Raw genomic sequence first — 14,660 nt, forward strand, 5'->3', positions numbered from 1 at the left:
CGGATCCCGTCGCTTCGCCGTCGCGGCGTTCGTGACGCAGGTGGCCGGTTCGTTGTTCGGCCTCGGTCTCGCGGTTCTGGCCAAGACCTTCGACGCGGACTGGGGATTCCGGTTGCACGTCGGAACCGCTGTGGGCCCGACGACTTGGATCTTCGGTGTGGTCCTGGTCGCGACCTCGCGAATGGATACGTTGTGGCGCAGGCGAATCCGCGTCGGCGTGCTGGCCTTGCTGGTGACGTTGGCATTGTTCGGTGGACACCTGCAGGACGTCGTTCGGCTCGCCGCGGCGGTGATCGGCTTGATCGTGGGCCCATGGATCGTCGGCCGATCGGCGCGTGGCCCTCGACTGGCGGGTACCCGACGCGAAGGACGGGTGCTGGTTGCATTGATTGTCGCTGCGAGCGCCCTCGGTCCGGTACTGGCGGCCCTGAGCCCCAACGCTGTCGGGCCGTTCGCGGTACTTCGTGATGTGGTGCGGGGGGTTCCGTACACGGCGGCGGAGGTGCGCGAAATCTGCGCCGACGCGACCACCGACCCGGTCGAATGCCGTCGTGGTCTGCTCGATCTCAGACTCGGGGGAGTCGGTCCGACGATCCTGAGCATCATGCCGTCCCTGTTCCTGCTCGTGGTCAGTGACGGCCTGCGTCGAGGCAGGCGTTTCGCGTGGGCGATGGCGGTGGTCTCGCAGGGAATTCTGCTCGCACTGTCGGTGGCCAACTTCGCAATCCGGTTCCTCGAGTCCGGTGACGACCAGTCCCTGTTCTACGGATTGGAATCGCCGACGGCGTACCGCACTGCGGTGCCGTTCCTGCTGCCACTGATCGTGTTGCTGGTCCTGATCGTCACGCGCAAGTTCTTCGACGTCTCGGCACCTTCGGGTACCTACCGTCGATGGGCGGCCTCGGTGGTCGGAGTGGCGGTCGGACTCGCCCTGATCTACTCGATCGGTGGATATCTGGCCCGCGACGGCTTCGCCGATTCACCGTCCTTCGGCGGATTGCTGGTGGACTTCCCGCAACGACTGGTTCCCCCGGTCTACCTGCAATGGCTCGAACCTGCCCTGCTCCCGCAGAGCACGCCGACGACCCTGCTCTTCGAGTGGACCGGCGTGGTGTTCTGGGTGGTGGTCTGCGTGCTCGCTGCGAGTACCTTCCTCACCCCGGTGTACGGCACCGAGACCGACGCCGCCGAACGTGCGCGCGCTTTGCTGATGTCGAGCAGCGGGTCCGCTCTGTCGTGGATGACGACGTGGCGCGGCAACAAGTACTGGTTCGGTTCCGACGGTCGCAGCTACGTCGCCTACCGCGTCATCTCCGGCGTCGCACTGACCACCGGGGATCCCGTCGGTCCGCGGGAGTCCCTGCGGGACAACGTCGTCGAGTTCGCCGAGTTCGCGTCCGAGAACGGGTGGATCCCGTGCTTCTACTCCGTCACCCCCGACGTCCGCCGCATCACCGACTCTCTCGGTTGGGGAGGAATCCAGGTCGGTGAGGAAACGGTTCTGGACCTCGACGGCATTGCGTTCACCGGCAAGCGATTCCAGGACGTGCGGACTGCGCTGAACAGAGCGAAGAAAGCCGGCGTCGTCGCCGAGTGGATCCGCTTTCCTTCTGCCCCGCTGGCGATCACGGACCAGATCACTGCGATCTCGGAGGAATGGGTCGCGGACAAGGGTATGCCCGAGATGGGCTTCACTCTCGGCGGTCTCGAGGAGGTCGACGACGAGAACGTGCGGTGCCTGATCGCCGTCGACGAGAACCGGACCGTGCACGGCGTGACCTCGTGGATGCCGGTGTACGAGGACGGCGTCATCGTCGGATGGACGCTCGACTTCATGAGACGCAGATCCGAGGGCTTCCGGCCCACGATGGAATTCCTCATCGCATCGGCGGCCCTGCTGCTCGAACAGGAAGGCGCCCGATTCCTCAGCCTCTCGGGCGCACCCCTGGCCAAGGTCGACGAGAAGCAACCCGAACACGTCTCCAGCGCCGAGCAGTCCACGCTGTCGGGGCTGCTCGAGCGGTTGCTCGACGTCCTCGGACGCACCCTCGAACCCGTCTACGGATTCCGTTCCCTACTGGCGTTCAAGTCGAAGTTCCAGCCTCGCTACGAACCGATGCACATGACCTTCGCGGATCCGGCCGCTTTGCCCAGCATCGGAAATGCGATCGGCCGGGCGTATCTGCCCGACGTGTCGATCGGTCAGGGTGTCAAGCTGGTACGCACGATGATCGAGCGGTGAGAGCCCGCGCTACCGCTCGGTGGAAGCCCCTGCGGCGGCGCGACTCTCGGCCCGGACGGGTCCACCGACCGACCCGTACACGTGGCGGGTGCCGATCGGAACGATGAGCGGACGATCGGACATCGGGTCGTCTATCACGGCGGCTTCGAGGCCGAACACGTCGAGCAGCAGCTGCTCGGAGATGACGTCCTGTGGCCTGCCCGAGGTGACGATCCGGCCCTGCTTCATCACGATCAACCGGTCGCTGTACCTGATTGCCAGGTTCAGATCGTGCAGGACCATGACGATGGTGCGGCCGAGTTCGTCGTGCAGGCGGTCGACGAGATCCAGGACCTCGATGGAGTGCGCCAGATCGAGATAGGTGGTCGGCTCGTCGAGCAGCAGGATGTCGGTGCCCTGGGCCAGTGCCATCGAGATCCAGGCGCGTTGTCTTTGGCCACCGGACAATTCGTCGACGGGTCTGTCGGCGAGGTCGCTGATTCCGGTCAGTTCGAGTGCGTTCGCCACCTCTGCCTCGTCGTCCGAGCTCCACTGCCGGATCCACGATTGGTGGGGGTGACGACCGCGTGACACGAGATCTGCGACGGTCAGTCCTTCGGGAGCAGTGGGCGCCTGAGGCAGCATTCCGAGGGTGCGGGCCACCTCTTTGGTCTTCATCGACGAGATCGCCCGACCGTCGAGCATCACGCTGCCGGCCTTGGGCTTGAGCAGACGGCCGAGCGAACGCAACAGCGTCGACTTTCCGCAGCCGTTGGGTCCGATGACCGTGGTGATGACACCGGTGTGAATCTCGAGATCGAGGTGTTCGACGATGGTGCGGTCGCCGTACCCGAGGCTCAGATCGTTCGCGATCAGACGCGAGGTGTGGCTGGTGGTCATACGGAGGCCTTTCGGTTACTGCGAACGAGTAGGTAGAGCAGGAACGGTCCACCGAGGGCCGAGGTGACGATGCCGACCGGGAGTTCCACCGGCAGAATCGTGCGCGCGATCAGATCGCTTGCCACGACCAGCAGTCCCCCGAGAAGTGCCGACGCGATGATCGGCGGGCCGGGCGTTCGCAGCACCCTCAGCGCTATTTGGGGAGCGGCGAGCGCCACGAATCCGATGGGTCCCGCGGCGGCGGTGGCGATCGCGGCGAGTGCGACGGCCGCGAGCAGCATCATGGCCTGACTGTGTTGCAGACGAACCCCGAGCGATCGTGCGTTGTCGTCGCCGAGTCTCAGGGCACCCAGCGTGAACGTCGCGACGACGGTGCCGCCGCCGACGAGGACGACCGCGATGGCCACCGGCCAGACCGCGGACCAGTCCGCTCCGTTGAGTGACCCGTTGAGCCAGACCTGAGCACGGGAGACGTCGTTGATGTCGGCGCTGATCAGCAGCCAGCCGATCACCGCGGTGAGCATGGCGTTGACGGCGATGCCGACCAGAATGAGGCGGAATCCGTCGACGCCCTTGCGCCAGGCGAGGGTGTAGATCGCGATGGCGGTGAGCAGCCCGCCGATCAATGCCGCCAGAGGAAGACCGAGGGTGGCGAGCAGCCCGCTGAAGCTGCTGCCACCGCCGAGCACGATCAACGCGACGGCCGCGGCACTGGAACCGGCCGTGATGCCCAGGATGTCGGGGCTGGCGAGGGCGTTGCGGGAGATCGACTGCGTGATCGCGCCGGATATACCGAGAGCGGCCCCGACCAGGAGCCCGGTCAGTGATCGGGGCAGCCGCAGGTCCATCACGATGAATCGTTCGATCCTCGAACCGCCGCCGAGCAGAACGTCGAGGACCTGCACGATCGACAGCGGGAAGTCGCCTCGGCCGATGTTCACGCACATGACCAGCACCAGCGCCGCAGCCAGTAGGACGGTCGTCAGGACCATCAGTGGCCGTCGAACCATCGAGATCGGACCGAGGCGGAACGCAGGCCGGGTGCGAACGCCGCCTTCGCCGGGCGTCGGTGTGGGGGACTGCAGGTCGGCGGTCACAGGCCGACCAACTTCCGGCGTCGGACGAGAGCGATGAAGAACGGCGCTCCGATGAGTGCCAGAACGATGCCCACCTGAAGCTCGCCCGGGCGCACCACGACCCGGCCGATGACGTCGGCGATCATGAGCATCACTCCGCCCATGAGGCCTGCGTACGGGACGAGCCAGCGGTAGTCGGGTCCGGTCACCGCGCGGGCGATGTGCGGGACGACGAGGCCGACGAACGCGATGGGCCCGCATGCTGCGGTCGCTGCACCGGTGAGCAGCGTGATGGCGAGGATGCCGACGGTTCGGGTGATCGCGATGTTGGTCCCGAGCGATCGTGCGACGTCCTCGCCGAGGCTCATGACGTTCAGGCCGGGGGTGCTCGCCAGTGCGATGAGGACGCCGATCACCAGGAACGGCAGGACCTGCCACAGTACGTCGAGGCCGCGTCCGGCAACGGATCCGACCACCCAGAAGCGGTAGCCGTCCAAGCTGGTCTGATCGAGCAACACGACGGCGTTGGTCATCGCCGAGAGAAAGAATGCGACGCCGGCTCCGGCCAGGGCGAGATTGACCGGGCTCGATCTGCCCGACCCGATCGACGACAGTCCGAAGACGACGATGCTCGCCACCGCCGAACCGGCGAACGCGAACCACAGGTACTGACTCGGCGAGGTGAACCGAAACAGATAGATGGCCATGACGACGAAGAACGCCGCCCCGGAATTGAGGCCGAGCAGGCTGGCGTCTGCCAACGGGTTACGGGTGTGCCCCTGGATGAGAGCGCCTGCGATGCCGAGTGCGATGCCGACGACCAGTGCGAGCACCGTGCGTGGGATCCGCAACGTGCGCACGATGATGTCGGTGTCGGTGCCCGTCGAATTCAGCAGCGCATGGGCGATTTCGGCGAACGTCAGTGGCCGCGCGCCGATGGCGATGCTGGCGAGGATGCCCGCCACGAGCGCGACGACCAGGACTGCCAGGCCGAGCAACCTGCGCCTTCGGATCGCGGCGACCGAGCCGTCCTTGGGAACGGGCTCGAATCCTTCTGCTGCCGCGGTCTTGTCGCGGACCACTTCCGACGACGACGTGTCGATCCCGAACTGACGACGCAGAGCCCGGCGTGCGCCGATGGGGCCGTGGGTCGAGGTGTCTCGCAGCGTGAGCCCCAGCCAGCGCTTGCCGGTGCTCTGGCCTTCGTTGCCGTCGCGGTATCCGCGGTTCCAGACGAACAGAGCCGCCGCGACGCACACCGCGATGGTGCCGAACACGAATCGGTCCGCCTGGCCGCCACCGTTGTCGTCACGAAGCGCGTCGACGATCGACCAGCCGACGAACAGGGGGATCAGCACGATCAGTGCGTCGATCGCGGCTGCAGCGAGGCGAGAGCTACGCGGCGGCGGCCCGGTGGGCACGTCCTCGGTCCCGTACGGCTCGTCGGAAGACCGGCGTGCGCCGTGGGGGCCGAGTAGCGGAGCTGTTGTCACAGTGCTCGTGACTCCTCGCTGTTTCGAAGGGACACGGTTTAGGTTACGGAACCCTTCCTCGGCGCGTGAGGTGAGGTAAGGGTAGCGGTGCCTGACCGCTTTATGATCTGGTTAGGCTAACCTACTTTGAGTGGGTAGGGGTGTGACGCGTGCACCCGCCGGGAAAGTGAGGAGCGATCAGGTGTCAGTTGCAGCAGCGTCGTATACGGGTTGGGCCGATGTGCATCGATTCTCGAGTCGATCCGGCGGGGCGGCGCTGTTGGCCGACTCGTGTGCGACCCTGCGTGCACTCAACCCCGATTACCCGCGGATGTACGCGGTGGCAGCGATGGCGAACGAGGGCAAGCGCCGTTGGTGGCAGTTGGCGGTGGGTCTCGACGACGGTCGCGTCGAGCAGATGTACCGACGATCGCTCGAGGATCTCGATGTTCCCGAAGCTGCGGCAGTGCAGGTCGCTACGGCTCTGATCCATGCCGTCGTCGGGCGCGTGGCCGCGCTGCTGGTGTTGGAGGCGCGAGCCTGGGATCCGGGCATCGACAATCTGTGGATCCACATGGACAGTGACGGCGGGATCGATTGGGCAGGAGTGACATCGCCGATCCTGCGCGTGCTAGCCGAGGATCCCGCCGCGGGTGAGCCCGGCACGGTCACACTTCCGTGCGAGCAGGCTCTGTTGGTCTGGACTGCCCATCGATCCCGCCGTCACTGTCCATGTGGATCCACAGATTGTCGATGCCCGGATCCCAGGCTCGCGCCTCCAACACCAGCAGCGCGGCCACGCGCCCGACGACGGCATGGATCAGAGCCGTAGCGACCTGCACTGCCGCAGCTTCGGGAACATCGAGATCCTCGAGCGATCGTCGGTACATCTGCTCGACGCCATGGTCGCGGCCGGGGCACCCGTGCGGTCACGCGTCGGCGTTCCTGGCCGCGCGAGACTGCGGGCATCGTGAAGGCCTTGCGTCGTAACTAAGGTTTGCCTATGCTGACTTCGTACCAACGGACCGCGCCGGAGTCCTGAGGGCTGCAGTGACTCCCGGTCCTTGCCACGGTGGGCCTCTCGTTCTTCGCGAACGAGAGGCCCACCGATTTTTGTGGGTCCATCGTCGTGTATCTCTGAACGGGAGCCGACTGCCGAGTCGGCCACCCTCTCGACGCAACCGGAAGGCACAGCAATGACGGACTCGAACGGCACCACGGGGGCGACCTCCTTCGACACCATGACGCCGGAACAGCTCACCGAATTGTGTGCACGGGGATTCGACGGGGTCGTGGGCCTGCGGTACCTCGAGGTGTCCGGCGATGAGGTGCGCGCGGAATGGACCGTCACTCCGCAGCTCCATCAGCCGGCCGGAATCATGCACGGTGGGGTTTTGTGCTCGGTGGTCGAGTCGGTGGCGAGTATCGGCGGATCGGCCTGGTTCGGCTCCCGGGGGCACGTGGTCGGAACCAACAACAACACCGACTTCCTGCGCGCGACTCGATCGGGAACCCTGGCCGCGCACGGACATCCGATTCATCGGGGCCGCACCCAGCAGCTCTGGCAGGTCGACATGACGGACGAGAGTGGACGCCTGGTTGCTCAAGGCAAGGTCCGGCTGGCGAATATCGAAAACACGGCGCATCTGGGACAGTGATGCCCATGACGGGACACAGCGACAGCGCCGACTCTTCCATCCGGCCGGGCGCAACTTCACTGACTGCCGACGCCTTCGATCGCCTCGAATCACTGTTCGGTCCCATCGACGACGAACTCGCGCAGCATTATCCGGGTGACCGAGTCGGTGGCCAGCCCTCTCACACCGTCTACGTATCGGCCTCGGATGCGTCGGCGGCTGTGCCCGCCGAATGGGGTGCTGCCGCTCTGGCAATCCTGGACGCCCACCCCGAGGCGTTCGCCGGACTCGACACCCAGAACGCCTTACCTCTCGTACGCGACCGACTCGGAAGTGCGCCCATCCAGGACCTCAGATTCGATTTCGAGGACGGTTACGGATGGCGATCCGACGCCGTCGAGGACCGCCACGCGACCGCAGTCGGGGCAGCTCTGTCCACTTTGGCCGAAGATCCGGCCGGTCCGACGTGGCTCGGGATCCGTGCCAAAGGGCTTGCCGCACATGAGCGTCGGCGTGGGATTCGGACCCTCGAGCTGGTCCTGGACGGCGCCGGGGGAGTGCCCGACGGCTTCGTGTTCACCGTACCCAAGCTCCGTGCCGCCTCGCAGGTAGCCGCCGTGGTCGCCCTGTGCGAGGAACTCGAGCGTGCGCACGGCCTGCCCGAGCGCGCCCTTCGATTCGAGCTGCAGATCGAGAGCCCACAGGCGGTGATCGGGGCCGACGGAACGGCAACCCTCGCGAAGGCGATCACCAGGGCGGACGGCCGCTGTACCGCCCTGCACTACGGGACCTACGACTACAGCGCCGCCTGCGGAATCACCTCTGCGCAGCAGTCACTGGCCCATCCGGTGGCGGACCATGCGAAGAACGTCATGCTGGCGGCGGCGGCGCAAACCGGGGTATGGGTGTGCGACGGTTCGACTCAGGTGGTGCCGACGGGCGATTCCGCGCAGGTGGCAGCATCGGCGCGTCGACATTTCGAGCTGGTGACCAGATCCCTCGAGCGTGGTTTTTATCAGGGCTGGGACATGCATCCCGGCCACCTGGTGACGCGGTGGTCGGCGACATTCGGCTTCTTCCGTCAGGCCATGCCGGTCGCTGCTGCTCGGCTGGGCAGCTACCTCGACCGCCAGGGTGGTGAGGTGATGGACGAGCCGGCGACAGCGCAGGCGTTGGCAGGCGTTCTGGTGCGTGGCCTGGATTCGGGCGCGTTCGGCATCGCCGAGCTGCAGAACGTGGCTGCCGGCATCGACCGAAACGTGCTGCGGGGACTGCTCGATCGATCGGTGACCGTGCTGCTCGGATGAGATGCGTCGGCGCGCTCCGCTGCCGGCGGGTCGTAAGCGTGTCAGAATTGCCGGGCACCATCACCGATCGGGACGGAGAACTCCAATGCGGTTGTCTCCGCACGAGCAGGACCGACTGCTCGTCAGCTACGCGGCCGAGCTCGCTCGGCGTCGTCAGGCACGCGGCCTCAAACTCAATCACCCCGAGGCGATCGCGGTCATCACCGATCACCTGCTCGAAGGTGCCCGCGACGGCCGGTCGGTCGCAGACCTGATGTCCTCGGGTCGCGAGATTCTGGGGGCCGACGACGTCATCGACGGTGTGCCCGAGTTGCTCCCCGAGGTGATGGTCGAAGCGACCTTCCCGGACGGCACGAAACTGATCACGGTGCACGAGCCGATCTCTCCGAAGCGGGGTGACGGTCACCTGATTCCTGGCGAGATCATCACCGTCGCAGGCGACATCGAGATCAACGACGGCGCCGAGGTGATCTCCATGGCCGTCGTCAACGCGGGAGATCGACCGGTACAGGTGGGCAGCCATGTGCATTTCCCGCAGTCGAACGCAGCTCTGCAGTTCGACCGCGAACGGGCGCACGGCTGCCGCCTCGACATCCCTGCGGGCACGGCGGTGCGTTTCGAGCCCGGCATAGAACAGACGATTCGGCTCGTGCCCCTCGGCGGCACGCGCGAGGTACACGGATTGAGCATGACACCTCCCGGAAAGTTGGACAGCTGATGGCGCGCATGAGTCGCAGTCGATACGCCCAGTTGTTCGGCCCCACCACGGGTGATCGAATCCGCTTGGCAGACACCGATCTTCTGATCGAGGTCACCGAGGACCGCAGTGGTGGACCCGGCAACGCCGGTGAGGAGGCCGTCTTCGGCGGCGGCAAGGTCATCCGGGAATCGATGGGTCAGTCCAGGGCAACCCGCGCCGACGGTGCTCCCGACACCGTGATCACCGGGGTCGTCGTCGTCGACTACTGGGGAATCATCAAGGCCGATCTCGGTATTCGCGACGGACGCATCGTGGCACTGGGCAAGGCAGGCAATCCCGACACGATGACCGGGGTGCATCCCGATCTCGTCATCGGCCCGTCCACCGAGATCATCGCTGGCAACGGGAAGATCGTCACGGCAGGCGGCATCGACTGTCACGTCCACTTGATCTGCCCGCAGATCAAGGAGGAGGCTCTCGGCGGCGGCATCACCACCGTCATCGCCGGCGGTACCGGCCCTGCCGAAGGCAGCAAGGCCACCACCGTCACCCCGGGCGCCTGGCACCTGTCCCGGATGCTCGAGTCGCTGGACGACTGGCCGATGAACATCGTGCTCCTCGGCAAGGGCAACACTGTCAATCCCGACTCGATGTGGGAGCAATTGCGCGCCGGCGCATCGGGATTCAAACTGCACGAGGACTGGGGATCCACCCCGGCCGCCATCGACGCGTGCCTGCGAGTGTGCGAGGACGCCGGCGTTCAGGCGGCACTGCACTCGGACACCCTCAACGAGGCCGGATTCGTCGAGACCACCCTCGGTGCGATCAAGGGACGCGGAATCCACGCCTATCACACCGAGGGGGCGGGCGGCGGGCACGCACCCGACATCATCACCGTGGCGGCGCAGCCACACGTCCTCCCCAGCTCGACCAACCCGACGCGTCCGCACACCGTCAACACTTTGGACGAACATCTCGACATGCTGATGGTGTGCCACCACCTCAGTCCATCGATTCCGGAGGATCTGGCCTTCGCCGAGAGTCGAATTCGGCCGTCGACCATCGCGGCCGAGGATCTGCTGCACGACATGGGTGCGATCTCGATGATCGGCAGCGACGCTCAGGCGATGGGCCGTATAGGTGAGGTGGTTCTGCGCACCTGGCAGACGGCCCACGTGATGAAGTCTCGTCGCGGCTTTCTGGCCGGTGACAACGGAGCCGACAACAACCGAGTGATGCGCTACGTCGCGAAGTACACCATCTGCCCGGCCGTCGCACACGGCCTCGACGACGAGATCGGTTCGATCGAGCCGGGCAAACTCGCCGACCTGGTGCTGTGGGACCCGGCGTTCTTCGGGGTCCGTCCCCACATGGTCATCAAGGGCGGGATGATCGCCTGGGCTGCCATGGGCGATGCCAACGCGTCCATCCCGACCCCGCAACCCGAACTACCGCGTCCGATGTTCGGGGCATCGCCGAAGGCTGCTGCTGCGACGTCGCTGCATTTCGTTGCTCCGCAGGCGATCGAGGACGGACTTGCCGGACGTCTGAACTGTGATCGTCGGTTGGTTCCCGTCAAGAACGTGCGCGGTGTCAGGAAGTCGGATATGGCACTCAACGACGCGCTGCCCGATATTCGGGTGGATCCCGACACGTTCACCGTTCGTATCGACGGTGACGTGTGGACGGAGCAGCCGGCAACCGAACTGCCGATGGCGCAGCGATACTTCCTCTTCTGATGCCCGATGCCCGACTACAGGTGACGACGCTGCTCTCGCTTGCAGATTCACGCCTGCCCACCGGTGGCCACGTGCACTCCGGTGGAGTGGAAGAAGCCATCGCCTCGGGCTTCGTTCGAGACATCACGACACTCGAAGCGTTTCTGCGACGCCGTATCCGAACCTCCGGGGCCACGACGGCGTCCATTGCCGCATCGCTGGTGTACGGGTCGTCGAGCACGGACGAGGCCGATGCCGAGTCCGACGCCCGAACCCCGTCCCCGGCTGCCAGGTCCGCCTCCCGTGCTCAGGGTCGCGGATTGATTCGGTTGGCCAAGTCTGCCTGGCCGCATCATGATTGGGCGGCCATCGGCCGCAAGCCGCATCTGGCCGTTGCCGCCGGACACGTCGGACTCGCGGCGGGCCTGTCGGTTGCCGACACGGCCGCCGTCCAGGTGTACATCACCATGACCGGGTCGGCGATTGCCGCGCAGCGCCTGCTCGCGCTCGATCCTGCCGAGGTCGCGGCGTGCACCATTCGGTTGGGCGACTTCTGCGACGACGTGACCGCGGCGGTGTGCGAGTGCCTACCGGAGCTGATGGAGTTGTCGGATCCGTTGCTGGACATGTTCGCCGAAGCCCACGCCGTCCGCGATCGGCCGTTGTTCGTATCCTGAGTACGGATCCATTTTTTCTCTAGCGACAAGGAGTTCGACATGCCCCCGCACCTGATCGACGGTGAGCCCCACGACCACGGTTTGGATCGGCCCAAGCGCGCACGGGTGGCAGGTGACGCGCTGCGCGTCGGCATCGGTGGACCGGTCGGTTCCGGGAAGACGGCGTTGGTGGCGGCACTGTGCCGCGAACTGCGCGACGAACTTTCGCTCGCCGTGCTCACCAACGACATCTACACCACCGAGGATGCGGACTTCCTGCGTCGGCACGCCGTGTTGCCCGACGAGCGCATCACGGCGGTGCAGACCGGTGGCTGCCCACACACCGCGATCCGAGACGACATCACGGCCAATCTCGACGCCATCGACGATCTGATCGAGAACAACCCACCCCTGGATCTGATTCTCGTGGAATCCGGTGGCGACAATCTGACGGCGACGTTCTCGTCAGGTCTGATCGACGTACAGATATTCGTCGTCGACGTTGCCGGGGGAGACAAGGTGCCGCGTAAGGGCGGTCCCGGTGTGACGTTCTCCGACCTGCTGGTCGTGAACAAGACCGATCTCGCTCCGTACGTCGGAGCCGATCTCGGTGTCATGGAACGGGACGCGGCTCAGGTACGCGAGGGGCGCCCGACTGCGCTGATCTCCCTCACCGACGATCCGGCCGCGACCATGGTGCTCGAGTGGGTGCGGGAGCAGCTGAAGGTGATCGCCGACACCGACGCGCACGCCCACACACACTGAGCGTCGATGCACACAGAGCTCTGCATCGAGGCGAGCCGCAGCCGGAGCCCACGCATCACCTCGGTGGGTGGACTCGCCGGCCGACAGACGGGACTGGACACAGTTCACCTGATCGGAACGGCGGCAACGCCTCTCGGCGGTGACACCATCGTGGTCAGAATTTCGGTGGCGGCCGGCGCGCACCTGGAGGTGCGCAGTGTCGCGGCGTCGTTGGCGATGCCCGGTGGGCTGCACCGTCACTCGTCGGCGAAGTGGCATTTCGAGGTCGGTGCAGGTGCGTCGCTGGTCTTCGACCCGGAACCGATGGTCGTCGTCTCCGACGCCTCGCACTCGGTGATCAACACCGTTGTGCTGGAACAGGATTCGACGTTGTGGTTGCGAGAGCGGACGCAGATCGGCCGTTTCGAGGAAGCGTCGGGACAGTGGAGCAGTGCGATGCGATGCGACGTCGGAGGCAGCCCGCTGCTGCGCCATCGAGTGGAACTGGGCGCGGGATCTGTTGCGCACGACGCATTGTCGGCACCGCTGTCGATGTCCAGCACGCTGAGGTATCCCGATACCCGGGCGTCCGAGGTCGATCTGGCCGACGGTTCCGTCCGGCTGGCGCTGGCCGGAGGCGGTTCGCTGAGTACGTCGGTGGGGCGTCGTCTACAGCCCATCGATTCGCTCGGCTGAGACAGCCCCGACAAACGAACGACGCACGGGCCGACGGTATGTCGTCGGCCCGTGCGTCGTAGTCGCAGCGGCGGGTCAGCTGCTGATCAGCCTGCGGCCTTCTCGCGTTCCTGCTCCTGATCGGCTGCGTCCGTGTTGACGGCACCCGCACGTTCGAGGGAGTTGAGTTGCTCGATGGCCAATCGCGCGAACACCTGCTGTTCGGTCGACGCCATCTGCGCGCGCCCCTTGCCGAGGAACGTCACGAACCACGAGATGACGGTCGTGATGCGGCTGCGGTAGCCCACGAGGTAGTACAGGTGCAGAGCGAGCCACATGAGCCAGGCGATGAATCCACCGAACTCGAGCTTGCCGACCTTGGCGACGGCGTTGAATCGCGACACCGTCGCCATCGAACCCTTGTCGAAGTACTTGAACGGGGCCCGCTGGGCGGGATCGTCCTGGCCCTTGACCGACGCCTTGATCAGCTTGGCAGCGTAGGTCGCTCCCTGAATGGCACCCTGCGCCATGCCCGGAACGTCCTTGACCGACATCAGGTCGCCGACCACGAACACGTTCGGGTGACCCTTGACGGTGAGGTCCGGTTCGACCAGCACGCGTCCGGCGCGATCGGTCTCGGATCCGGACTGGTCGGCGAGCTGCTTGCCGAGTGGGCTGCCCTGCACGCCTGCGGACCAGACCTTGCACTGCGCCTCGATGCGACGCGTCGTGCCGTCCTTCTCCTTGACTGTCAGGCCGTCGTTGTCGACGTCGGTGACCATCGCGTTGAGCTGGATTTCCACGCCGAGCTTCTCGAGCCGCTCGGCAGCCTTGCGGCCGAGCTTCTCACCCATCGGCGGCAGCACGGCCGGAGCGGCGTCGAGCAGGATGACGCGGGCGTCACGCGGATCGATGTTGCGGAATGCTCCGTCGAGGGTGCGATCGGCGAGCTCGGCGATCTGCCCGGCGAGCTCGACGCCGGTGGGACCCGCGCCGACGACCACGAAGGTCATTAGGCGGTCCTTCTCCTCCTGATCGTCGGAGAGTTCGGCCTGCTCGAATGCACCGAGGATGCGTCCGCGCAGTTCGAGTGCATCGTCGATGGTCTTCATGCCGGGCGCGAACTCGGCGAAGTGGTCGTTGCCGAAGTAGGACTGCTGTGCGCCTGCAGCGACGATCAGGCTGTCGAACGGAGTGACGGTGATGCGTTCGAGGAGCTTGGACGTGACCGTCTTGGCCTCGAGATCGATGTTCAGCACGTCTCCGAGCAGCACCTCGGCGTTCTTCTGCTTGCGCAGAATGACGCGGGTGGTGGGAGCGATCTCGCCGACGGACAGAATGCCTGTCGCGACCTGATAGAGGAGAGGCTGGAAAAGGTGGTGTGTCGTCTTGGCGACGAGGGTGATGTCGACGTCGGCTTTCTTGAGCGCCTTGACGCCGAACAGACCTCCGAACCCGGAACCGATGACGACGACGCGGTGACGCTTCGATTCGAGCGGTTGGATGCTCATTACCTGCTCCCTAACGATTGCGGTGTGAGGTCAACGGTAGTCG

The 14,660-nt window shown here is 65.8% G+C and carries 14 protein-coding genes; 10 read left to right on the forward strand and 4 right to left on the reverse strand.

Features of this window, described 5'->3' with window-relative positions; all coding sequences use genetic code 11:
• A partial coding sequence (locus CH256_RS17550) for a bifunctional lysylphosphatidylglycerol flippase/synthetase MprF (protein ID WP_094670149.1) occupies positions 1–2,242 on the forward strand: 2,242 nt, incomplete at its 5' end.
• Between the two features lie 9 nt (positions 2,243–2,251).
• Here the strand turns inward: CH256_RS17550 and CH256_RS17555 are convergent.
• The 3 genes from CH256_RS17555 to CH256_RS17565 form a co-directional block, all read right to left on the reverse strand.
• Complete coding sequence (locus CH256_RS17555) at positions 2,252–3,121, reverse strand: ABC transporter ATP-binding protein (protein WP_094641737.1); 870 nt, start codon at positions 3,119–3,121, stop codon at positions 2,252–2,254.
• Complete coding sequence (locus CH256_RS17560) at positions 3,118–4,131, reverse strand: FecCD family ABC transporter permease (RefSeq protein ID WP_231893713.1); 1,014 nt, start codon at positions 4,129–4,131, stop codon at positions 3,118–3,120. The genes CH256_RS17555 and CH256_RS17560 overlap by 4 nt, the downstream gene beginning before the upstream one ends.
• A gap of 83 nt (positions 4,132–4,214) precedes the next feature.
• A complete protein-coding gene (locus tag CH256_RS17565; RefSeq protein WP_082898623.1) occupies positions 4,215–5,690 on the reverse strand; it encodes a FecCD family ABC transporter permease in 1,476 nt (491 codons plus the stop codon).
• Between the two features lie 181 nt (positions 5,691–5,871).
• On the opposite strand from CH256_RS17565, the gene CH256_RS17570 reads away from it, so the two are divergent.
• The 9 genes from CH256_RS17570 (at position 5,872) to CH256_RS17610 (ending at position 13,127) form a co-directional block, all read left to right on the forward strand.
• A complete protein-coding gene (locus CH256_RS17570) occupies positions 5,872–6,501 on the forward strand; it encodes a hypothetical protein (protein ID WP_373454838.1) in 630 nt (209 codons plus the stop codon).
• On the forward strand, positions 6,485–6,643 hold the full coding sequence (locus CH256_RS28150) for a hypothetical protein (RefSeq protein WP_179272134.1): 159 nt from the start codon (positions 6,485–6,487) through the stop codon (positions 6,641–6,643). The genes CH256_RS17570 and CH256_RS28150 overlap by 17 nt, the downstream gene beginning before the upstream one ends.
• A gap of 267 nt (positions 6,644–6,910) precedes the next feature.
• A complete protein-coding gene (locus CH256_RS17580) occupies positions 6,911–7,327 on the forward strand; it encodes a PaaI family thioesterase (protein ID WP_255183164.1) in 417 nt (138 codons plus the stop codon).
• Between the two features lie 5 nt (positions 7,328–7,332).
• Positions 7,333–8,613 (forward strand): DUF6986 family protein, encoded by a 1,281-nt coding sequence (locus CH256_RS17585; RefSeq protein ID WP_094670194.1) that lies wholly within the window; start codon positions 7,333–7,335, stop codon positions 8,611–8,613.
• An 85-nt stretch (positions 8,614–8,698) separates the two neighbouring features.
• On the forward strand, positions 8,699–9,331 hold the full coding sequence (locus tag CH256_RS17590; protein WP_094670151.1) for an urease subunit gamma: 633 nt from the start codon (positions 8,699–8,701) through the stop codon (positions 9,329–9,331).
• Positions 9,331–11,052, forward strand: a complete 1,722-nt coding sequence (locus CH256_RS17595; protein WP_037189264.1) for an urease subunit alpha — start codon at positions 9,331–9,333, stop codon at positions 11,050–11,052. The genes CH256_RS17590 and CH256_RS17595 overlap by 1 nt, the downstream gene beginning before the upstream one ends.
• On the forward strand, positions 11,052–11,708 hold the full coding sequence (locus CH256_RS17600) for an urease accessory protein UreF (RefSeq protein WP_094670152.1): 657 nt from the start codon (positions 11,052–11,054) through the stop codon (positions 11,706–11,708). The genes CH256_RS17595 and CH256_RS17600 overlap by 1 nt, the downstream gene beginning before the upstream one ends.
• 39 nt (positions 11,709–11,747) lie before the next feature.
• The gene (ureG, locus tag CH256_RS17605; protein ID WP_094670153.1) at positions 11,748–12,452 is read left to right on the forward strand and encodes an urease accessory protein UreG; all 705 of its coding nucleotides are present in this window, start codon (positions 11,748–11,750) and stop codon (positions 12,450–12,452) included.
• 6 nt (positions 12,453–12,458) lie between these two features.
• The gene (locus CH256_RS17610) at positions 12,459–13,127 is read left to right on the forward strand and encodes an urease accessory protein UreD (RefSeq protein ID WP_094641749.1); all 669 of its coding nucleotides are present in this window, start codon (positions 12,459–12,461) and stop codon (positions 13,125–13,127) included.
• Between the two features lie 86 nt (positions 13,128–13,213).
• Here CH256_RS17610 and CH256_RS17615 read toward each other — a convergent pair whose 3' ends face one another.
• Positions 13,214–14,617 carry an NAD(P)/FAD-dependent oxidoreductase gene (locus tag CH256_RS17615; protein WP_068047296.1) on the reverse strand — a complete coding sequence of 468 codons (1,404 nt, stop codon included), beginning with the start codon at positions 14,615–14,617 and terminating at the stop codon, positions 13,214–13,216.
• Between the last annotated feature and the right edge of the window lie 43 nt (positions 14,618–14,660).

Origin of the sequence: Rhodococcus sp. 05-2254-6 (genome assembly GCF_002258565.1) — a bacterium.
Lineage (GTDB): Bacteria > Actinomycetota > Actinomycetes > Mycobacteriales > Mycobacteriaceae > Rhodococcoides.

Bases quoted from the DNA above. Each gene is read 5' to 3' on its own strand.
- CH256_RS17555 (WP_094641737.1), bottom strand. From the start codon at position 3,121: ATGACCACCAGCCACACCTCGCGTCTGATCGCGAACGATCTGAGCCTC.
- CH256_RS17560 (WP_231893713.1), bottom strand. From the start codon at position 4,131: ATGGTTCGACGGCCACTGATGGTCCTGACGACCGTCCTACTGGCTGCG.
- CH256_RS28150 (WP_179272134.1), top strand. From the start codon at position 6,485: ATGGATCAGAGCCGTAGCGACCTGCACTGCCGCAGCTTCGGGAACATC.
- CH256_RS17580 (WP_255183164.1), top strand. From the start codon at position 6,911: ATGACGCCGGAACAGCTCACCGAATTGTGTGCACGGGGATTCGACGGG.
- CH256_RS17585 (WP_094670194.1), top strand. From the start codon at position 7,333: ATGACGGGACACAGCGACAGCGCCGACTCTTCCATCCGGCCGGGCGCA.
- CH256_RS17590 (WP_094670151.1), top strand. From the start codon at position 8,699: ATGCGGTTGTCTCCGCACGAGCAGGACCGACTGCTCGTCAGCTACGCG.
- CH256_RS17595 (WP_037189264.1), top strand. From the start codon at position 9,331: ATGGCGCGCATGAGTCGCAGTCGATACGCCCAGTTGTTCGGCCCCACC.
- CH256_RS17600 (WP_094670152.1), top strand. From the start codon at position 11,052: ATGCCCGATGCCCGACTACAGGTGACGACGCTGCTCTCGCTTGCAGAT.
- ureG (WP_094670153.1), top strand. From the start codon at position 11,748: ATGCCCCCGCACCTGATCGACGGTGAGCCCCACGACCACGGTTTGGAT.
- CH256_RS17610 (WP_094641749.1), top strand. From the start codon at position 12,459: ATGCACACAGAGCTCTGCATCGAGGCGAGCCGCAGCCGGAGCCCACGC.
- CH256_RS17615 (WP_068047296.1), bottom strand. From the start codon at position 14,617: ATGAGCATCCAACCGCTCGAATCGAAGCGTCACCGCGTCGTCGTCATC.